This window comes from Kitasatospora sp. NBC_01266, from assembly GCF_036242395.1.
Taxonomy (GTDB): domain Bacteria; phylum Actinomycetota; class Actinomycetes; order Streptomycetales; family Streptomycetaceae; genus Kitasatospora.
Genome location: NZ_CP108458.1, coordinates 3243425 through 3262987 on the forward strand (window position 1 = coordinate 3243425; position 19563 = coordinate 3262987).

Consider the following 19563-nt stretch of genomic DNA (forward strand, 5'->3'; position numbering starts at 1 on the left):
GGTGATCAGGCGCCGAGGTCCGGGATCCGCCAGTCGACCGGCTCGCCGCCGAAGCCCGCGAGCGCCTCGTCGATCTGCGAGAACGGCTTGCTGCCGAGGAAGAGCTTGGCCGACAGCGGCGAGGGGTGGGCGCCCTGCACCACGACGTGCTTGGTGGTGTCGATCAGCGGCAGCTTCTTCTTCGCGTAGTTGCCCCACAGCACGAAGACGCACGGCTCGGCCCGGTCGCTGACCGCCTTGATCACCGCGTCGGTGAACTTCTCCCAGCCCTTGCCCTTGTGCGAGTTGGCCTCGTGCGCGCGCACCGTGAGCACCGCGTTGAGCAGCAGCACGCCCTGCTCGGCCCACGGCATCAGGTAGCCGTTGTCCGGCACCGGCAGGCCCAGGTCGCTGTGCAGCTCCTTGAAGATGTTGCGCAGCGAGGGCGGGGTCCTGGTGCCCGGCAGCACCGAGAAACTCATGCCGTGCGCCTGGCCGTTGTCGTGGTACGGGTCCTGGCCGAGCACCAGCACCCGCACGTCCTGGTAGGCGGTGGCGGCCAGCGCCGAGAAGACCTGCCCGCGCGGCGGGAACACCTCGTGCTCGGCCCGCTGGGCGGCGACGAACTCGGCCAGCTGCGCGAAGTACGGCTTCTGGACCTCGGCGGCCAGCACCTCCCGCCAGGGCTCAGGAACTTCGAACTCCGGCAGTTCGAACGCTCCGCCGCGCTCGTCGTCCAGCACGCCGTCCACCTCAGCGACCTCGGTCACCACGTCAACCTTCCCCAACCGGGCCCCAGCGGCCCGCCCGTCATCGTTCACCCCGCACGCTACACAGCCGCGCCGACAACGCCCGCCCGCAGCGGCCCGCTGCCGCCATGCCCGCTCCCGCCGCGCGTCAGACCAACTCGATCAGATCCGCGATCGACTTGACCACCCGGGTCGGCCGGTACGGGAACCGCTCGATGTCCTCCGCCGAGGTGAGCCCGGTGAGCACCAGCACGGTCTCCATGCCCGCCTCCATGCCCGCCACGATGTCGGTGTCCATCCGGTCGCCGATCATCACGGCGGTCTCCGAGTGGGCCCCGGCGGTGTTCAGCGCCTCGCGCATCATCAGCGGGTTGGGCTTGCCGACGAAGTACGGGTCGACGCCGGTGGCCTTGGTGATCAGCGCCGCGACCGAGCCGGTGGCCGGCAGCACGCCCTCGGTGGACGGGCCGGTCTCGTCGGGGTTGGTGCAGATGAACCGGGCCCCGGCGTTGATCAGCCGGATCGCCTTGGTCAGCGCCTCGAAGCTGTAGGTGCGGGTCTCGCCGAGCACCACGTAGTCGGGGTTGTTGTCGGTGAGCACATAGCCCGCCTGGTAGAGCGCGGTGGTCAGACCCGCCTCACCGATCACGTAGGCGGTGCCGTTCGGACGCTGGCCGGCCAGGAACTTCGCGGTGGCCAGCGCCGAGGTCCAGATGCACTCCTCGGGCACGTGCAGGCCCATACCGGCCAGCCGGGCGGCCAGGTCGCGCGGGGTGTAGATCGAGTTGTTGGTCAGGACCAGGAACGGCTTGCCGGACTCCTTGAGCCGGCGGATGAACTCGTCGGCGCCGGGGATCGGGGTGCCCTCGTGGATGAGGACCCCGTCCATGTCGGTCAACCAGGACTCGATGGGCTTGCGCTCTGCCACGTAGGTGTCTCCTTGGTCTTGCAACGGTTCTGAACGATCTCGCACATCGCTCCGGACCGGACACCCTTGGCCGGCCGGGCGCCACTGGCTGCCCCAACGCGGCCCAGCGTAGTCGCCTGTGGCGCCACCGTGCGGGGCCGGTGGCGTTCCAGGACAGGCTGGGGCCGCGCCGCACGGCCTTGGGCATGCTCGTGCCGCCCAAGGCCGTTGAAGCCGCTGACCGACTCCGGGGATGACCCGGGGTCAGGACGCCTGGGTGGCGCTGCGAGTCCTCCGGCGAGAAGCAGGGCCAGGGCGAATGCGCCCCATCGACGTCTCGGTCACGGACGTGCCCGGGCCGCCGTCACTCGCGCGGCCCAGATCCGGACTTCGCACCGCCTGTTGTCCGGATCGCGGACCGGGGCGCGGATGCCGTTTCCGCTGTGCGGGCCGCCCGTTCGGGTGGCAGCGCGTCCCGCTCCCCGGACCGGACCGCGCCGTGATGAGGTGAGGGGCATGAGCACCGAATCCCCCGCCCCGTACCGCGTCGCCCTGATCGGCTACGGCCTGGCCGGCTCGGCCTTCCACGCCCCGCTGATCGCCACCACCCCGGGACTGCGCCTGGACGCCGTGGTCACCGCGAACCCGGACCGCCGCGCCCAGTTGGCCAAGGAGCACCCGGGCGCCCGCGCGCTGGACACCCCCGAGCAACTCTTCGCCGAGGCCCCGGAGTTCGACGTGGTGGTGATCGCCACCCCGAACCGCACCCACGTGCCGCTGGCCCGGGCCGCGCTGCAGGCCGGCCTGGCCACCGTGGTGGACAAGCCGCTGGCTGCCACCGCCGAGCAGGCGCTGGCCCTGTGCGGCCTGGCCCAGTCCCGCGGCGCACTGCTGACCGTCTTTCAGAACCGGCGCTGGGACAACGACTTCCGCACCGCCCGCCGCCTGATCGAGAGCGGCGCACTGGGCCAGGTGCACCGCTTCGAGTCGCGTTTCGAACGGTTCCGCCCCAAGCCCAAGGCCGGCTGGCGCGAACTGGCCGACCCCGCCGAGGCCGGCGGCACCCTCTACGACCTGGGCAGCCACCTGGTGGACCAGGCACTCACCCTGTTCGGCCCGGTCAGCAGGGTGTACGCGGAGATCGACACCCGGCGCGACGGCGCGGCGGTGGACGACGACGCCTTCCTCGCGCTCACCCACGCCGGCGGCGTCCGCTCGCACCTGTGGACCAGCGCGATCGCCCCGCTGGGCGGCCCCCGGCTGCGGGTGCTCGGCGACCGGGCGGGCTACGTCAAGTTCGGCATGGACCCGCAGGAGGCGGACCTGCGGGCCGGCCGGCGCCCCGGGGACGGCCGGCCGTGGGGCACCGAGGACACCACGCTGCACGGAACGCTCGGCACCGACGAGCAGGCGGCCCCGGTCGCCACCGACCCCGGCGACTACCCCGCCTTCTACGCGGGCCTGGCCCACGCGCTGGCCACCGGCACCCCGCCGCCGGTCGACCCGATGGACGCGGTCGCCACCCTCACCGTGCTGGAGGCGGCCCGGCGCAGCGCGGCGACCGGGAGCACGGTCCTGCTGCCGTGACACTCCCGCCGCCACCGGTGGCGGTTGCCGTACCATCGGCCTGAGGCACGAACTCACGAGCCACCGAGGAGGCCAGGTGCTGCAACCACTCGCCCTGCTGCTCGGCGTGCTGAAGATGCTGGCCGGCGGCCTGCTGCCCGGCGGTGCCGCCGGGCTGACCGCGCTGGCCGCGGCCGCGACCCTGATGCTGCTGGCCGGGCTGGTCAGCAGCTCCACCTTCGTGCTGACCCGGCTGCTCGGCGCCCGCGCCCCGCACGCCGTGCGGGACGGCACCCTGCGACGGCGCGCCCTGCGCACCGCCTTCCTCCCGCAACGCGATCCGGACGCCCGGGGCCGCCGCCGGCCCAGGGCACCGGGCGTGGCCCTGACGGCCGCGTAGCCCACCCGTACGTCCCGCGTCCCACCGCGCCCGCTGCGCGGCCGTCCGCCGTCTCACAGTCCGTCAGACGCCGGAGGGCCACTCTCGCATGTCGTTTCTCTCGATCATCGACCCCGCCATCGGCCTCGCGTACAGCGTGGTCAGCACGCTCGCCCACTACATACCGGCCGCGGCCGCGATCGTCCTGTTCACCCTCTGCGTGCGCCTGGCGCTGCACCCGCTGGCCCGCGCCGCCGCGCGCGGCGAGAAGTCCCGCAACCGGCTGGCCCCACAGGTGGCCGAGCTGAACAAGAAGCACAAGGGCCGCCCCGAGCAGCTGCAGGCGGCGATGGCCGAGCTCTACAAGAAGGAGCAGGCCTCGCCGTTCGCCGGGTGCCTGCCGATGCTGGTGCAGATCCCGTTCTTCTCGGTGATGTACCGCCTCTTCGAGCTGCCCACCGTGGACGGGGTGCACAACGACCTGCTCGGGCACACCCTGTTCGGCGTCCCGCTCGGCACCCGCCTGGGCACCGCCCACGGGACCGGGCAGCTGGTCATCTTCGCCGTGCTCTACCTGGCCCTGGCCGCCGTCGGGTGCGTCAACTTCCGCCGGACCCGCGCTGCCGCCAAGGCGGCCCCGCAGCAGACGCCCGGCGCGTCGATCGCGCCCTTCCTCTCGTTCAGCACGGTGATCTTCGCGACGCTCCTCCCGCTGGCCGCCGCGCTCTACCTGCTCACCACCACCAGCTGGACCACCGCCGAGCGGGCCTGGCTGCACCGCACCCCGCGCCCGGACGCGGCCCCGGCTCTGGCCAAGGCCGACGCCACCCCTGCCAAGACCCCCGTCAAGACCCCGGCCAGGGTCCCGGCCAAGGTCCCCGCCAAGGCGCCGGCCAAGGCTCTGGCCAAGGCCGACGCCACCCCCGCGTCCCGCTCCGCCGCACCCGACCGCAAGCCGCGCCCGACCGTCCCGGCGCAGCAGCGCCGCAGCGGCGGCGGCAGGCCGACCGGTCGCGCGCGGCGCACCCGAGCGGCCCGCTAGGGCCGCTCGGCCCGCTGCCACCCCGCGAGGTGGTCGTCGATCTCGCCGGCGATCCGCGCCTTGCCCGCCTGGTCCAGGAACGAGGCCTCCACCGCGTTCTTGGCCAGCGCGGCCACGCCCGCCTCGTCCAGCTCCAGCAGCTCGGCCGCCACCCGGTACTCGCTGTTCAGGTCGGTCCCGAACATCGGCGGGTCGTCGCTGTTCACCGTCACCAGCAGCCCGGCGTCCACGAAGCGCTTGATCGGGTGCTCCTCGATCCGCTCCACCACCCGGGTCGCCAGGTTGGAGGTCGGGCAGACCTCCAGCGGGATCCGGTGCTCGCCCAGGTAGTCGAGGAGCGCCGGGTCCCGCCAGGACTGGGTGCCGTGCCCGATCCGCTCGGCGCCCAGCTCGCGGATCGCGTCCCAGACCGTCTCGGGCCCGGTCGACTCACCGGCGTGCGGCACGCTGCGCAGGCCGGCCGCCCGGGCCCGGTCGAAGTACGGCTTGAACTGCGGACGCGGCACCCCGATCTCCGGGCCCCCCAGACCGAAGCTGACCAGCCCCTCGGCACCCACCTCCAGCGCCAGCCGGGCGGTCTCCTCGGCCGACTCCAGCCCCGCCTCGCCGGGGATGTCGAAGCACCAGCGCAGCACGATCCCGAAGTCCCGCTCGGCGCTCTTGCGGGCGTCCTCGATCGCCTCCATGAACGCCACGTCCGGGATCCCCCGGCGCACCGAGCTGTACGGCGTGACGGTCAGCTCGGCGTAGCGGATCTGCTGGCGGGCCATGTCCTGGGCCACGCCGTAGGTCAGCGAGCGGACGTCCTCGGCGTCCCGGACCAGGTCGACCACCGAGAGGTAGACCTGGATGAAGTGCGCGAAATCGGTGAAGGTGAAGTACTTCGCCAGCTCCGCCGGGTCGGCCGGCACCTCGGTCTTCCCCTGGTAGCGGGCGGCCAGCTCGGCCACCACGCGCGGCGAGGCCGAGCCGACATGGTGCACGTGCAGTTCGGCCTTGGGCAGACCGGTGATGAACGCCTCGATCCCGCGGGACATGCTCTACTCCTCCGTCGTCCTCGAACAGACCCAGCATCATCGCACGGGTCAACCGCCGAACGCGGTGGCCACCGTGTGGATCAGCAGGCCGGCCAGCGCACCGACCACGGTGCCGTTGATCCGGATGAACTGCAGGTCGCGCCCGACGTTGGCCTCGATCTTGCGGGAGGCGTCGTCGGCGTCCCAGCCCGCCACGGTGTCGGAGATCAGCGAGGTGATCTCGGCCCGGTAGGTCTCCACCACGTACTGCGCGGCGTCCTGCAGCCAGCCGTCCGTCTTGCGCTGCAGCCGCTCGTCGGTGGCCAGCTTCTGCCCGAAGGACCGCACGCCCACCTGGATCCGGCGGCGCAGCTCGCTCTGCTCGTCCTCGGCGGCGGACACCACCAGGGCCCGCATCGCACTCCACGAGGAGGCGATCAGCTCCTGCACCTCGTCCCGGGCCAGCAACTCGGTCTTGGCCCGCTCGACCCGGGCCTTGGTCGCCGGGTCGGTCTGCAGCTCGACGGCGAAGTCGGCCAGGAAGGTGTCGATCCCGCCCCGGGCCGGGTGGTGCGGATCGTCCCGGATCGCGGTGACGAAACGCAGCAGCTCCTTGTAGACCCGCTCGCCGACCTGATGGTCGATGAACTTCGGAGTCCAGCCGGGCGACTTTATGGCGACCTTGGTCACCACGTCCGCGTGGTGCTGGGTCAGCCAGTCGTGCGCCCGCACCGTGACCAGGTCGACCACGCCGTGGTGGCCGCCGTCCGCCACCACCTTGCCGAGCAGCCGCCCGATCGGCTCGGCGACCTGGGTGGCCGCCGCCCGCCGGGTGACCGCCTCGCCGACCACGGCCTGGACGTCCTCGTCCCGCAGCACCGCGAGCACCCCGCGCAGCGCGGCCGCCGCCTCGCTGGTGACCCGGTCGGCGTTGGCCGGCACCGCGAGCCACTCGCCGAGCCGGCGGGCGATGCCGAGCGCGGCCAGCCGGGTGCGCACCACCTGCGCGGACAGGAAGTTCTCGCCGACGAACTGGCCGAGCGACCGGCCGAAGGCGTCCTTCTTGGTCGGGATGATCGCCGTGTGCGGGATCGGCAGGCCGAACGGGCGGCGGAACAGCGCGGTGACCGCGAACCAGTCGGCCAGCGCGCCGACCATGCCGGCCTCGGCGGCGGCCGAGACGTAGCCGGTCCAACTGCCCCAGCCCGCCGAACCGGCCCAGGTGGCGAGGGCGTAGACCAGCGTGGCGAGGGCCAGCAGGCCGGTCGCGATGGTCTTCATCCGGCGCACGCCGCGGCGCTTCTCCTCATCGGCGGCGGTGAACCGGACGCCGGTCGCGCCCGTCTGGGCCGTACTCTCGCTCTCCACCCGACCAGTGTCACCGATCACCGAGCGGATACACCGCTGTCGCGCCCCTGAGCTACCCCTGACTCGCCCCCGGTTCCAGACCCCGCCCCCAGCGCGCGTAGGCCCGGTTCACCAGACCGCGCCAGGCGGGCCGGCGCCGCAGCCGGCGGCGCAGCTGAGCCGGCACCAGGCCACGCCAGAGCTGCAGCACCAGCGACGGCTCCAGCTGGGCCGGCACCACCACCGGCCGCTGCACCCCCGCGACCCGGTGGCCGGCCGGCTCCTGGTAGGCCGTCTGATAGCGGATCAGCCGCCGCAGCGCCGCCGGCCGCCCGCGCCGGGCCAGGTCCAGGCGAAGCCGGTCGCGCGGCGCCAGTGCCTGGTACTCGGCCGACGGGCAGTACCGCTCGACCAGTCGCCCGACCCCCGCGCAGACCCGGCGCTGGGCGGCCACCTCCAGCGTCAGGAAGTCCGGGCGCAGCAGCCGCGGCAGCTCCCAGCCGAACGCCCAGTCGCGCAGCGCCGCCGCCTCCGCGCCCGGCTCGGCCAGCCGCTCCGCCACCGCGAGGGCCGCGGCCAGCGCGCGCAGCCGTTCCTCGTGGCGCGCGCGGTCCGGCGCCTCGGGCACCGCGGCGAACAGGCAGTCCAGGCCGCCCAGCACCGCGACCCGGCGCGAGCGCAGGCAGGCCTCCAAGGCGAACGGCAGTCCGAACGGCGGGTCGAGGCCGGCCACCGGCAGCCCGGCGGACTCCAGCGCCGCACGCCGGAACAACCGGGCCTGCGGCAGCGCGTGGGCGAGCGCACCATCGGCGAAGCCGACCAGCTCCACGGTCCGGGCGAAGAGGTCGGCTACGAACGGCGGCTGCTCGCCGCCCGCCGACCGCCCGAGCACCACGTCCGCCCCGGCCCGGTCGGCCAGCGCGACCAGCCGCTCCAGCGCCTGCTCGGCCAGCCGCTCGCCGGCGCCCAGGAAGAACAGGTAGCGCCCGCGCGCCCGCCGCGAATCGCCGAGCGGCTCGGCGCCCCCGTCCGGCGGCAGCGCACCGCACCCGGCGGTCAGCAGTTGCAGCGCCCCGGGCCGACGGCGCCAGATCGACTGGGCCAGCAGCGAGTCCACGGCCGACACCGGACCAGGCGGGGGCGAGGGGCCGACCAGCACCACGGTCACCTCGGGCTCGCCCGCCCGCCCACTGCCCGTCACACCATCACCTCGTCGCCGATCCACCCGGCTGGGCCGCCCACCCGGCACAACCGCGCGGGGCGGGCCCGGGTCACTCGGCTTCAGCCGATCGGCGTGTCCTGCCGGACAGCACGGTGACGCCGACCGCCCGTACTGCGCCGGACACGCCGGTACTCCCGGCGCCACTGCGCGCCGGGAGTACCGGGTACGTCCGCCGGGTCAGCCCTGCTGCATGCTCGACCCGCTGGTGGGCAGGCTGGGCAGCGTCAGCCCAAGGCTGGCCAGCAGGTTCTGGATGGTCGACAGCAGAGTGCTCAGCAGCCCGGTCAGCGCACCAACGCTCGGCAACGTCGTCGGCAGGGCGGTCGGCAGACCCGGCAGCGTCGGCAGCGCGGTCGGCAGTGTCGTCGGCAGACTCGGCAAGGTCGGCAGCGCGGTCGGCAGTGTCGTTGGCAGACTCGGCAGCGTCGGCAGCGTCGGCAGTGCGGTCGGCAGTGTCGGCAGCGTCGTCGGCAGCGCGGTCGGCAACGTCGTCGGCAGGCTCGGCAGCGTCGTCGGCAGCGCGGTCGGCACCGACATCACCCGCGAGGCGTCCGGGTCACGGACCGGGACGGCCGCGGCCACCGCGGTCACCGAGGTGAGGCTGATCGCCGCGGTCAACGCGGCAGCCGTCCATATGGCACGCATGAAGGTCTCTTCTTCCTGTTCGATGGCACCAGGCGAAACGTTCCGTCATCGCCTCGTTCCAAACAGTGACCCGAGCATGCCGCCCCGGCCACCGCGCCTGAGCCGAACGACTGAAGGCCCGTCTCCACCGGAGACGGGCCTTCACACAGCGTCGGAGAACCTACAGGTACAACCCGGTCGACCCCTCCGAGTCCGTCAGCCGCTCGGCGGCCACCGCGTGCAGGTCGCGCTCGCGCAGCAGCACATACGTCGCGCCGCGCACCTCGACCTCCAGCTTGTCCTCCGGGTCGTACAGCACCCGGTCCCCCGGCTCCACCGACCGCACGCTCTGGCCGACCGCCACGGCCGCGGCCCACGAACACCTCTTGCTCAGCTCGGCGGTCGCGGGGATCAGGATCCCGCCGGTCGAACGGCGCTCACCCTCGCCACCTTCGGGGCGCACCAGCACCCGGTCGTGCAGCATCCGGATGGGCAGCTTCTCGCCCAACCGGTCGTGCCGACCGTGTTCGGGCAGCCCACCGGGGGCCGGCTGCTCGGCCTGCTTGCTCTGCTCGTCGTTCACACTCACGCCCAGACCGTACCTGTCGCGGGCCCGCGCCGTGGCGCCAGCCCGCGACCAATCCGATCCGCCGGAGCCCGACCGGTGCGCCCGATCAGTCCTTCCCGCGCTTGCGGGCCGAGGCGATCAGCAGCACCACCCCACCGCCGACCAGCACCGCGGGCACGATCCGCTCCACCCGCGGCTGCCCCTTCTCGTCCACGAACTGCGCCTTCAGCTGCTCGACGCCACGGCTGGCCCCGACGTAGAGCCGGCCCAGCCGCTGCTCCACCGAGGCCAGCGTCTTCGCCCGCACCTGCGCGGCCACCGTGCTCGGGTGCACCCGCATCGCCAGCTCGTCCAGCGTGCCGGCCAGCTGGTCGCGGGTACGGGCGATGTCCGCCTCGATCTCGGCGGTGGTCCGCCCGGCGTCATCCCGCGCCGCGTCCTTCGACTTCCCCTTGCCCACCCGGGCCACCTCACTCACCTCGCGTCACGGTCTGCTCCCGTCAGTCTGTCAGTTCACCTGCCGGGCCGCGCAGTCCCACCCACCATCAGAGGTAGGTTTGCGACGGCACGACCACCTAGTCCAGCACGAGGAGATCCCACCGTGACCGAGCGTCTCCAGGCCGGGGACACCGCCCCCGCCTTCTCCCTGCCCGACGCCGACGGCAAGCAGGTGTCCCTGTCGGACCACCTGGGCCGCAAGGTGATCGTCTACTTCTACCCGGCGGCGATGACCCCCGGCTGCACCACCCAGGCCTGCGACTTCACCGACAACCTGGAGGTCTTCGCCGGCGCCGGCTACGACGTCATCGGCATCTCCCCGGACAAGCCCGAGAAGCTCGGCAAGTTCCGCGAGACCGAGGACCTCAAGGTCACCCTGCTCGCCGACGAGGACAAGGCGGTGCTGCAGGCCTACGGCGCCTACGGCGAGAAGAACAACTACGGCAAGACCGTGGTCGGCGTGATCCGCTCCACCGTGATCGTCGACGAGCAGGGCAAGGTCGAGCGGGCGCTGTACAACGTCAAGGCCACCGGCCACGTCGCCAAGCTGCTGCGCGACCTCAAGGTCACCGCCTGACCGCAGCGCCCCCGCACAGACAGACACAGCGGCCTCGGCTCCCCCACACAGGAGCCGAGGCCGCCACTCTTTCGTAACGCCGGGATCAGGTGGGCAGCCCCACTGCCCGCTCGCCGCTGCGCCGCTGCTGGATCACCACAGCGACGACCAGCAGCGCACCCTGCGCCACGTCCTGCCAGAACGAGTTGATCCCTTGGACGGTCAACCCGTTCTCCAGCGCACCGAGCAGCGCCACCGCAAGCAGCGTGCCGCCGATGCCGCCCTTGCCGCCGCGCAGGGCGCAGCCGCCCAGGGCCGCGGCGGTGATCGACTGCAGCTCCAGGCCCTCGCTGCCGGAGACCGGCTGGCCGGAGCCGGTGCGCGCGGTGAGCAGGATGCCCGCCACCGCCGCCACCAGGCCCAGCAGGCCGTACACCGCGATCAGGTACTTGTTGATGTTGATACCGGCCAGCCGCGCGGCGGTGTCGTTGCCGCCGATCGCGTAGATGTTGCGGCCGACGTCGGTGTACTTGAGCATCACGTGCACCGCCAGCGCCACCAGGATCAGCAGCCAGACCATCACCGGCAGCCCGGCGATCTTGCCCCGGCTGAGGAAGATGAAGATGCTGTTGTTCAGCACGTAGCCCTGCGCCGAACCGTTGGAGATCAGGTCCGCGACACCCTTGTAGGCCGCCAGGCCCGCCAGGGTGGCGATGGTCGGGTTCACCCGGCCGTAGACGATGATCACGCCGTTCAGCACGCCGATCACCGCGCCCACGCCGATCGCCGCCGCCATGCCGAGCACCGCGTTGGAGCCGGTGGAGGTGAAGGCCATCGCGCTCACCACCGAGGCCAGGCCCGCCTGCGAGCCGACCGAGATGTCCAGCCCGCCGCAGATGATCACCACGGTCTGCACCACGGCCAGCAGGCCGCTGATGGTCACCGCCTCCGCGATCACCTGGATGTTGGCCCAGCTCAGGTAGTTGCCGTTGAGCGAGCCGAACAGCGCCAGCAGCACGACCAGCCCGCCGGCCAGGCTGAGGTTCTGCCCGCCGATCGAGGCCAGCAGGCCGACGAACCCGCCGCGCTTGGCCGGCGGCACGCTCCCGGTGGACGTGCTCTCGGAAACGGTCGTGGTGCTCATGCGGTCCTTCCCTCATCGCTCGAAGCAGCCGCCAGGTCGCCGCCTGACGCCAGGTCATCGGCCATCGCCAGAGCGAGAATCCGCTCCTCGGTGGCCTCGGCCCGGTCCAACTCGCCGGTGATCCGGCCGTTCTGCATCACCACCACCCGGTCCGCCAGCCCGAGCACCTCGGGCAGCTCGGAGGAGATCACCAGCAGTGCGGTCCCCTCCTTGGCCAGGTCGGCGATGATCTGATAGATCTCCGCCTTCGCCCCCACGTCGATCCCGCGGGTCGGCTCGTCCAGGATCAGCACCTTGGGCTTGCGGGCCAGCCAGCGGGCCAGCACCACCTTCTGCTGGTTGCCACCGGACAGCTTGCGCACCTCGTGCTCGATCGAGGGCGCCCGCACCCGCAGCCGGTCCGCATAGCTCTGGGCCAGCTCGCGCTCCTGGGTCCGCCGGACGAACCGCCAGCGCCGCAGCCGCTCCAGCACCACCAGCGAGGTGTTGTCCCGGATCGTGCGGTGCAGGAAGAGCGCCTGGGCCTTGCGCTCCTCCGGCGCCAGGCCGAGCCCGGCCCGGATCACCGCACCCGGACTGCCCAGGCGCAGCTCCTGGCCGTCCAGGCGCACCGTGCCCGAGCGCACCGGCAGGTCACCGGCCAGCGCCAGCGCCAGCTCGGAGCGGCCCGCGCCGATCAACCCGGCCAGGCCCACCACCTCACCCGCCCGCACGGTCAGGCTGATGTCCGTCACGTCGTCGGTGGTCAGCTGCCGAACGTCCAGCACCACCTGCTCGGTCGCCACGTTCTGCCGCACGAACATCGCCGACAGGTCGCGGCCCACCATCAGCCGCACCAGTTCGCCCTCGCTGGCCTGCGCCGCGTCCAGCACACCGGCCACCGCGCCGTCGCGCAGCACCGCGATCCGGTCGGCCAGCTGGAAGATCTCCTTCATCCGGTGCGAGACGTAGATCACCGCCACACCCGCGTCACGCAGTCGGCGGATCAGCCCGAAGAGCGCCTCCACCTCCTGCTCGGAGAGCGAGCTGGTCGGCTCGTCGAAGGCGATCACCTTCGCCTCACCCGTCAACGCCCGCAGGATCTCAACCAGCTGGCGCTGCGCCGGAGTCAGCTCCGAGCCCAGCAGGTCCGGGTCGAGCACCCGGGAGAAGCCCAGCCGCTCCAGGTCGGCCTCGATCCGGCGGCGCAGCTCGGCCCGGTCCAGCCGGCGCCCCGCCTTGCGGGGAAGGGCGCCGGCATAGACGTTCTCGGCGACCGAGACATGCGGGATGATCTCCGGCTCCTGCGGGATGATCCGGATCCCGGCCGCCCTGGCCCGGGCGGGCGACTGCAGCTCCACCTCGGCACCGTCCAGCAGGACGGTCCCCTCGGTCGGCTGGTGGTCGCCCGTCAGGATCTTCAGCAGGGTGGACTTGCCGGCCCCGTTCTCGCCCATCAGGGCGGTGACCTGCCCGGCCGGGAAGTCCAGTGTCACCCCGCCCAGCGCCCGGACCTCACCGAAGCGCTTGCCAAGCTCGCGGACCCCGGCTCCCGCGGTCGTCGTGCTGTTCGTCACGGTTAGTACCCCAGGTTCCTCACGGTGCTGCGGTGCCCGGTGCTCAGCTGCACTGGACGCCGGCGGACTGCCAGTTGGAGGCGTCGACCATGGTGGTGGGGGCGAAGGCCTCCTGCGGGAACGCCTTGCCGTTCTTGAGCTTGTCGTACATGGTCTGCACCGCGAGCGCGCCCACGTCCGAACCGTTGATGTAGAGCGCGGCCTTCATACCGGTGGGCTTGCCACTGCCCCAGTCCTTGCACGCCAGGTAGGCGCCCAGACCGACACCGATCACGTTGTCCGGCGAGATGCCGGCGTTCTGCATCGCGGTGACGCCGCCCTGCACGTTCTCGTCGTTGCAGCCCCAGATCACCCAGTGCTTGACGTTCGGGTTGGCCGTGATGGTCGCGGCGATCTTGTCCTGCGCGCCGGTCGGGGTGTTGTCGGTGGCGACGTCGATGTTCTGCACGCCGCTGCCGCCGCCCGCCGTGAACGCGGCCTTGGCGGCCGTCACGCGGTCACCGCAGACCGTCACGTCCTGCTGCCAGGCCGAGATGGTCCGGGTGTCGGCGGCGCTCCAGCCCGCCTTCTGGTACTCCTGCGCAGCACGCTGACCGACCTGCTGGCCCATCTGCTGGCCACTGAAACCGATCCGCGGCAGCAGCGCGGAAGCCGCGCACTTGGACGGGTCCGGACCGGTCGCGCAGACCTGGTCGTCCGAGCTGATCAGCGCCACCCCGGCGTCCTTGGCGGTCTGCACCAGCTGCGGACCCACCGACGGGTCCGGCGGCACTACGATCAGCCCGTTGGTCTTCTGCGCGATCGCGGCCTGCTCCTGGCTGACCGCCTGGTTCGCGTCGGTCCCGAGGTTGACCACCTTCAGGTCGACGCCCAGCTGCGCCGCCTTCGCCTTGGCGCCGGCCGCCTCGCCGATGAAGTACTGCTGGTCGCCCTGCTTCTGCAGGTAGGTGATCGAGATCTTCCCGCTGACCTTGGCGACGTCACCGCCGCTGCTGGCATTGGTGCTCGACTGCCCGGTCGAACAGGCCGTCAGGCCCAGGGTGACAATCATGCCGACGGTGGCGGCGGCAGCGCGGCGGCGGCGGTGGCGCACGATGGTCATGGGTGGGGCTCCTTTGGATCACAATCGATCAGAACCAAACAGGTTCCAACGTGACGTGCCATATGACATCCCCTCTGACCACGGGCGTCAAGGGGTTTCGCACAGATACGCACAGGTCGCAACGGAACCGTTGTCAGATCGTGTGAAGAGTGCCGGGGCATGACAGCGGCCGGCGCGGCGCAGGCGGGGGCGAAGCGGTTGGCCGAGCGGCCGTAACTCTTCGCGCGGTGGGTCGTTGCCCATGGCAAGGAGGGGAGTTATGTCCAAACCGACGCGGTACACGAGGGAGCTGCTCAGCCAGGTGGCGGCGGAGTCGACCAGCGTCAACGAGATGATGCGCAGGCTCGGCCTGGCCATGGCCGGTGGCACCCACAGCTACCTCAGCAAGCGCCTGCGACACTTCGGCGTCGACACGTCGCACTTCACGTATGGAACCGCCGATCAGCGGCTTCCGATCTGCCTTGCCTCCAGGGCCGATCTGCAGGCCGTCATCCTCGGGCAGACCAGCCTCGCGGGCGTCTTCCGCGCGCTCGGGATGTCGGACACCACCACGACGCGGCGCTTGCTGAAAAACGCCATCGCACAGCACGGCATCGACACAAGCCACTTCACCGGGAACCTGTACAGCAAGGGCAGACGGCTCGGGCCACGCCGCAGGCCCGAGGAACTCCTGATACTGCTACCGGCGGGCAGCCCACGGACTCCTGGCGACCGACTGCGCACGATGCTGCTACTGATCGGCCGACCGGACAACTGCGCGGGGTGCGGCACCGGGCCCGAGTGGCGCGGACAGGCACTGACCCTCGAAGTGGATCACGTCGACGGCAACTGGCTGGATAACCGGCCCGACAACCTGCGCCTGCTCTGCCCGAACTGTCATGCCGTCACGCCGACATACTGCCGCCGCAAGAAGGTCGATGCGTCGCCAGCCCTCCCTGATACGGCGTGACCTACCCGCCGGACCCAAGTACCATGGACCACAGCAGTTCCTGCGGCCGTGGCGCAACGGCGACGCAAGCGGTTTAGGTCCGCTGGCCCGTGAGGGCTTGAGGGTTCGAATCCCTTCGGCCGCACCCAGAGCTTCAGCTACAAATCGAAGGCCGGGCTTAGAACTTCAGCCCGGCCTTCACCGTTACCTCACCCCAGCAACTCCCGCACCACCGGCGCCAACCCGCGGAACGCCTCGCCCCGGTGGCTGATGGCGTTCTTCTCCTCCGCCGTCAGCTCGGCGCAGGTCCGGCTCTCGCCCAGGGGCTGCAGGATCGGGTCGTAGCCGAAGCCGCCGTCGCCCGCCGGTGCCATCCGCAGGGTGCCGAGCAGGCGGCCCTCGACCACCCGCTCGGTGCCGTCGGGCAGCGCCAGGGCTGCCGCGCAGGCGAAGTGGGCGCCGCGGTGCGGGTCGGCGATGTCGGAGAGTTGGGCCAGCAGCAGGTTGAGGTTGGCCAGGTCGTCGCCGTGCTTGCCCGCCCAGCGGGCGGAGAAGATGCCGGGGGCGCCGCCCAGCACGTCGACGCAGAGGCCCGAGTCGTCGGCGACCGCCGGCAGGCCGGTGGCCTGGGCCAGGGCGTGCGCCTTCAGCAGGGCGTTCTCGGCGAAGGTGACGCCGGTCTCGCGGACGTCGGGGATCTCGGGGTAGGCGTCGGCGCCGACCAGGTCGACGTCGAGGCCGGCGGCGCCGAGGATGGCGCGCAGTTCACCGACCTTGTGCTGGTTGCGGGTGGCGAGGACGAGGCGTCGAGAGGTGCTCATGGCTCCTCAGTATCCCCTGTGGGCAGGGGGGCAGGGGCGCCCGGACCGGATCAGCGGGCGCACACCTGGGTCAGGGTGCCCGCCGCGTCGCCCAGCGGTCCGAGGTCGGGGACCTGCTTGGCGTCTATCGACCGCTGCACCTGGTCGGCCTGGGTCTGCAGGTCGGCCACGGCCTTGGACACGTTCGCACTGCCCGCGTTCTTGCCGAGCTTGCCGAGGTCGGTCCTGAGCTTGGCCACCGCGCGCCCGGCGGCGGCCGGATCGTTGTTGGCGTTCTGGTAGGCGCCGCTCAGTTGACCGAGGTCGGAGCTGACGGCCACCGCCGTGTTGCCGCAGTCGATCGCCTGCTGGGTGGCCGAGCAACTGACCGCGCTGAGCGGGAGGACCGCGATCAGCGCGGCGACGGCCAGGCCGGCGGGGCGGGTCAGGCTGTTCGGCATCGCGGTCCTCCGATGCGGTGAGCTGTTGCGGGAACCGTACGGTCTGCACGGCTCCGCTGTACAGCCCACCACCGCGGGTGCCTCAGCCCTCCAGCGCCTTGCGCTGGATCTCGTCCAGTTCGGCGCAACCCAGGGTGCCCAGATCCAGCAGCTGGTTGAGCAGGTCGCGGTCGAACGGCGCGCCCTCGGCGGTGCCCTGGACCTCGACGAAGCGGCCGTCGGAGGTGCAGACGATGTTCATGTCGGTCTCGGCGCGCACGTCCTCCTCGTACTGGAGGTCGAGCATCGGGACGCCGTCGATGATGCCGACGCTGACCGCGCTGACGCCGCCGGTGATCGGCTGGCCCTTGGCGCGCAGCAGCTTCTTCTCGCGGGCCCAGGAGACGGCGTCGACCAGGGCGACGTAGGCGCCGGTGATGGCGGCGGTGCGGGTGCCGCCGTCGGCCTGCAGCACGTCGCAGTCGAGCACGATGGTGTTCTCGGCGAGGGCGCGGTGGTCGACCACGGCACGCAGCGAGCGGCCGATCAGGCGGCTGATCTCGTGGGTGCGGCCGCCGATCTTGCCGCGGACGGACTCGCGGTCGCCGCGGGTGTTGGTGGCGCGCGGCAGCATGGCGTACTCGGCGGTGACCCAGCCCTCGCCGCTGCCCTTGCGCCAGCGCGGGACGCCCTCGGTGACGCTGGCGGTGCAGAGCACCTTGGTGTCGCCGTAGGAGACGAGGACGGAGCCTTCGGCGTGCTTGCTCCAGCCGCGTTCGATGGTGATCGGGCGGAGCTGGTCTGGGGTGCGACCGTCGATGCGTGACATAGCGTCTGAGCGTAGTCGGTTCCGGCTTACCGGACGTACCCTCCGGGGAAAGCCGCCAGGACGCGCGGCGGGCCCGGCCGGAACGCCGGCGGCCCGCCACCGAACCGCGGTGACGGGCCGTCGGGCGGGCCTCAGCCGAGGCTCACATCATGTCTTCGATCTCGGCGGCGATCGGGTCGGCGTCGGTGCCGATCACGACCTGGATCGCGGTGCCCATCTTCACGACACCGTGGGCGCCGGCGGCCTTCAGGGCGGCTTCGTCGATGAGGGAGGGGTCGCGGACCTCGGTGCGCAGGCGGGTGATGCAGCCTTCGACCTCTTCGATGTTGTCGATACCGCCGAGACCGGCGACGATCTTCTCAGCCTTGGTGGCCATTGTCTTTCTCCCTCTGTCTCGGCGTTCCGGCTGCCTTGCCGGAGGCCGTCCTGCGGTGTGCCGTGCGGGGTGGCCGGGTGACGGGGGCTCAGCCGCCCGCCGAGTGCTCCGGCGCGACCAGGATCACCCGGTTCGGGGTGATCCGCCACGCTGGCGCACGTTCGGCCCAGCACCGCGCGCGTACCGTGGATCTTCCTCCCTGGCCGACGAGGAGCGGGGCTCGGGTCCACGGCGGCAGCGCCACACCATGACTGGTCTACACCAATATCGGTGCACTTCCCAAACGTGCGGAGCTCGGCCGGCGTTCCCCGGCACCACCCGGACGCGGCCGGACGCGGCCGGCGCCCCACCCCCGGCCACCGGCGGAGCCCGGCCCGCCGGGATTTTTTCCGGTCCGGAAGGTGACCAAATACCCTGGTTGCGCCGGACTTTTCCGGCTTTGGTCCAGCTCGTGTCACGATGGGCCCATCCCCGAACTGGCATAGACCAATTGAGCCTGTTCTGGCCGACCGGGCAGTGCCGCCCGCCGTCCACCGAAGGAAGCCCATGAGTACGACGACCGCCCCCGCGGCCGCCCCGCCCGCCCGGAAGCCCGGCGCCGGCCTGCTGCAGGGCCTGCAGAAGATCGGCCGCAGCCTGCAGCTCCCGGTGGCCGTGCTGCCCGCCGCCGGCATCCTGCTGCGACTGGGCCAGGACGACGTCTTCGGCAAGCAGGGCCTGGGGTGGAACAAGGTCGCCGCCGTCTTCGCCACCGCCGGCGACGCGGTCTTCGGCAATCTGGCGCTGCTCTTCTGCGTCGGCGTGGCGATCGGCTTCGCCAAGAAGGCGGACGGCTCCACCGCGCTGGCCGCCCTGGTCGGCTACCTGGTCTTCCACAACGTGCTGACCGTCTTCCCGATGGCCGGCACGGTCACCGCGCTGAACCCGGCCGGCAAGCCGCAGGACCCCGGCGTCCTCGGCGGCATCGTGGTGGGCCTGCTGAGCGCGCTGATCTGGCAGAAGTACCACCGCACCAAGCTGGTCGACTGGCTCGGCTTCTTCAACGGCCGCCGGCTGGTGCCGATCATCATGGCCTTCGTCGGCACGCTGCTCGGCATCGCCTTCGGCCTGGCCTGGGGGCCGATCGGCAGCGGGCTGACCCACGCGAGCGACTGGCTGGTGGGCCTCGGCTCGGCCGGCGCCGGGATCTACGGCGTGGCCAACCGCCTGCTGATCCCGATCGGCATGCACCAGTTCCTGAACACCTTCTTCCAGCAGCAGGTCGGCAGCTTCACCGACGCGACCGGCAAGGTGTGGACCGGCGACATCCCGCGCTTCTTCCACGGCGACCCGACGGCCGGCCAGTTCATGTCCGGCTTCTTCCCGATCATGATGTTCGGCCTGCCCGCCGCCGCCATCGCGATCGCGCACTGCGCCCGGCCCGAGCGCCGCAAGGCCGTCATGGGGATGATGGTCTCGGTCGCGCTGACCAGCTTCGTGACCGGCGTCACCGAGCCGATCGAGTTCTCCTTCATGTTCATCGCCCCGGTGCTGTACGGGATCCACGCCCTGCTCACCGGCCTGTCGATGGCGGTCACCTGGGGGCTGGGCGTGCACGACGGCTTCGGCTTCTCGGCGGGCCTGATCGACTACCTGCTGAACTGGCACCTGGCCACCGAACCGTGGCTGATCATCCCGATCGGCCTGGTCTTCGCGGCCCTCTACTACACGCTCTTCCGCTTCGCGATCATCAAGTTCGACCTGCCGACCCCGGGCCGCGAACCGGAGGACGAGATCGAGGACGTCACCAAGGCGTGAACCCGGCGACCGGCTCCGCACGTCAAGGCGCTACCGAAGATCGTTAATCCTCAACAAGGTTTCGATTTCATAGCGCTTCCCACCTGCGAGGCTGTCGGGCCTTCCGGCCCCGTTCACGGCGTGCTACAAAACTGGTCT

The 19563-nt window shown here is 71.8% G+C and carries 20 protein-coding genes, 1 tRNA gene and 1 pseudogene; 7 read left to right on the forward strand and 15 right to left on the reverse strand.

Translation table 11 applies throughout. The features are described from left to right. Nucleotides 1-5: 5 nt before the first annotated feature. Complete coding sequence (locus OG403_RS13735) at nt 6-689, reverse strand: uracil-DNA glycosylase (RefSeq protein ID WP_329572290.1); 684 nt, start codon at nt 687-689, stop codon at nt 6-8. Nucleotides 690-876: 187 nt separating this feature from the next. Continuing rightward, entirely contained in the window at nt 877-1656 is a 780-nt protein-coding gene (locus OG403_RS13740) for an HAD-IIA family hydrolase (RefSeq protein WP_329564444.1), read from the reverse strand. A 495-nt stretch (nt 1657-2151) separates the two neighbouring features. Between OG403_RS13740 and OG403_RS13745 the strand changes: the two genes are divergently transcribed. The 3 genes from OG403_RS13745 to OG403_RS13755 all read left to right on the forward strand — a co-directional run bounded on the left by OG403_RS13745 (nt 2152) and on the right by OG403_RS13755 (nt 4622). Then, entirely contained in the window at nt 2152-3222 is a 1071-nt protein-coding gene (locus OG403_RS13745) for a Gfo/Idh/MocA family protein (RefSeq protein WP_329564446.1), read from the forward strand. A gap of 76 nt (nt 3223-3298) precedes the next feature. Then, entirely contained in the window at nt 3299-3601 is a 303-nt protein-coding gene (locus tag OG403_RS13750; protein WP_329564448.1) for a DUF6412 domain-containing protein, read from the forward strand. Nucleotides 3602-3689: 88 nt separating this feature from the next. After that, the gene (locus tag OG403_RS13755) at nt 3690-4622 is read left to right on the forward strand and encodes a YidC/Oxa1 family membrane protein insertase (protein WP_329564450.1); all 933 of its coding nucleotides are present in this window, start codon (nt 3690-3692) and stop codon (nt 4620-4622) included. Here the strand turns inward: OG403_RS13755 and OG403_RS13760 are convergent. The 6 genes from OG403_RS13760 to OG403_RS13785 all read right to left on the reverse strand — a co-directional run bounded on the left by OG403_RS13760 (nt 4619) and on the right by OG403_RS13785 (nt 9877). Then, nucleotides 4619-5659 carry an adenosine deaminase gene (locus tag OG403_RS13760; RefSeq protein WP_329564452.1) on the reverse strand — a complete coding sequence of 347 codons (1041 nt, stop codon included), beginning with the start codon at nt 5657-5659 and terminating at the stop codon, nt 4619-4621. The genes OG403_RS13755 and OG403_RS13760 overlap by 4 nt on opposite strands. 48 nt (nt 5660-5707) lie before the next feature. Beyond that, nucleotides 5708-7006, reverse strand: a complete 1299-nt coding sequence (locus tag OG403_RS13765) for a DUF445 domain-containing protein (RefSeq protein ID WP_329564454.1) — start codon at nt 7004-7006, stop codon at nt 5708-5710. Nucleotides 7007-7058: 52 nt separating this feature from the next. Further along, nucleotides 7059-8186: a hypothetical protein gene (locus tag OG403_RS13770; RefSeq protein ID WP_329564456.1), complete on the reverse strand. Its 1128-nt coding sequence runs from the start codon at nt 8184-8186 to the stop codon at nt 7059-7061. Between the two features lie 198 nt (nt 8187-8384). Next, nucleotides 8385-8852, reverse strand: a complete 468-nt coding sequence (locus OG403_RS13775) for a hypothetical protein (RefSeq protein WP_329564458.1) — start codon at nt 8850-8852, stop codon at nt 8385-8387. Nucleotides 8853-9012: 160 nt separating this feature from the next. Next, nucleotides 9013-9315, reverse strand: a complete 303-nt coding sequence (locus OG403_RS13780; RefSeq protein ID WP_329572292.1) for a GroES family chaperonin — start codon at nt 9313-9315, stop codon at nt 9013-9015. A gap of 190 nt (nt 9316-9505) precedes the next feature. Further along, nucleotides 9506-9877, reverse strand: coding sequence for a DUF3618 domain-containing protein (locus OG403_RS13785; protein ID WP_442910911.1), 372 nt, complete (start codon nt 9875-9877; stop codon nt 9506-9508). A gap of 123 nt (nt 9878-10000) precedes the next feature. Between OG403_RS13785 and bcp the strand changes: the two genes are divergently transcribed. Beyond that, nucleotides 10001-10474, forward strand: coding sequence for a thioredoxin-dependent thiol peroxidase (gene bcp / locus OG403_RS13790; RefSeq protein WP_329564460.1), 474 nt, complete (start codon nt 10001-10003; stop codon nt 10472-10474). 85 nt (nt 10475-10559) lie between these two features. On the opposite strand, the gene OG403_RS13795 is transcribed toward bcp, so the two are convergent. From OG403_RS13795 to OG403_RS13805, 3 genes are read right to left on the reverse strand one after another with little or no spacing between them, the layout of a single operon-like run. Further along, nucleotides 10560-11597, reverse strand: a complete 1038-nt coding sequence (locus tag OG403_RS13795) for an ABC transporter permease (RefSeq protein WP_329564462.1) — start codon at nt 11595-11597, stop codon at nt 10560-10562. Further along, entirely contained in the window at nt 11594-13153 is a 1560-nt protein-coding gene (locus OG403_RS13800; RefSeq protein ID WP_329564465.1) for a sugar ABC transporter ATP-binding protein, read from the reverse strand. Before OG403_RS13800 ends, OG403_RS13795 begins: the two co-directional genes overlap by 4 nt. A 43-nt stretch (nt 13154-13196) precedes the next feature. Continuing rightward, nucleotides 13197-14255: a substrate-binding domain-containing protein gene (locus OG403_RS13805; protein WP_329564467.1), complete on the reverse strand. Its 1059-nt coding sequence runs from the start codon at nt 14253-14255 to the stop codon at nt 13197-13199. A 259-nt stretch (nt 14256-14514) separates the two neighbouring features. Between OG403_RS13805 and OG403_RS13810 the strand changes: the two genes are divergently transcribed. Together OG403_RS13810 and OG403_RS13815 are read left to right on the forward strand one after the other, a co-directional pair. Further along, complete coding sequence (locus OG403_RS13810) at nt 14515-15204, forward strand: HNH endonuclease signature motif containing protein (RefSeq protein ID WP_329564469.1); 690 nt, start codon at nt 14515-14517, stop codon at nt 15202-15204. Between the two features lie 42 nt (nt 15205-15246). Beyond that, nucleotides 15247-15328 (forward strand) — tRNA-Leu (locus tag OG403_RS13815). Nucleotides 15329-15392: 64 nt separating this feature from the next. Here OG403_RS13815 and rdgB read toward each other — a convergent pair. The 4 genes and pseudogenes from rdgB to OG403_RS13835 all read right to left on the reverse strand — a co-directional run. Next, nucleotides 15393-16004 carry an RdgB/HAM1 family non-canonical purine NTP pyrophosphatase gene (gene rdgB / locus OG403_RS13820; RefSeq protein ID WP_329564471.1) on the reverse strand — a complete coding sequence of 204 codons (612 nt, stop codon included), beginning with the start codon at nt 16002-16004 and terminating at the stop codon, nt 15393-15395. Nucleotides 16005-16054: 50 nt separating this feature from the next. Beyond that, nucleotides 16055-16444 (reverse strand): hypothetical protein, encoded by a 390-nt coding sequence (locus tag OG403_RS13825; RefSeq protein ID WP_329564473.1) that lies wholly within the window; start codon nt 16442-16444, stop codon nt 16055-16057. Between the two features lie 82 nt (nt 16445-16526). Then, nucleotides 16527-17252, reverse strand: a complete 726-nt coding sequence (rph, locus tag OG403_RS13830) for a ribonuclease PH (protein ID WP_329564475.1) — start codon at nt 17250-17252, stop codon at nt 16527-16529. A 142-nt stretch (nt 17253-17394) separates the two neighbouring features. Continuing rightward, nucleotides 17395-17673 (reverse strand): annotated as a pseudogene (locus OG403_RS13835) (glucose PTS transporter subunit EIIB); the annotation flags it as partial. A gap of 501 nt (nt 17674-18174) precedes the next feature. Between OG403_RS13835 and OG403_RS13840 the strand changes: the two are divergent. Beyond that, on the forward strand, nt 18175-19425 hold the full coding sequence (locus tag OG403_RS13840; RefSeq protein ID WP_329564477.1) for a PTS transporter subunit EIIC: 1251 nt from the start codon (nt 18175-18177) through the stop codon (nt 19423-19425). Nucleotides 19426-19563 lie beyond the last annotated feature (138 nt).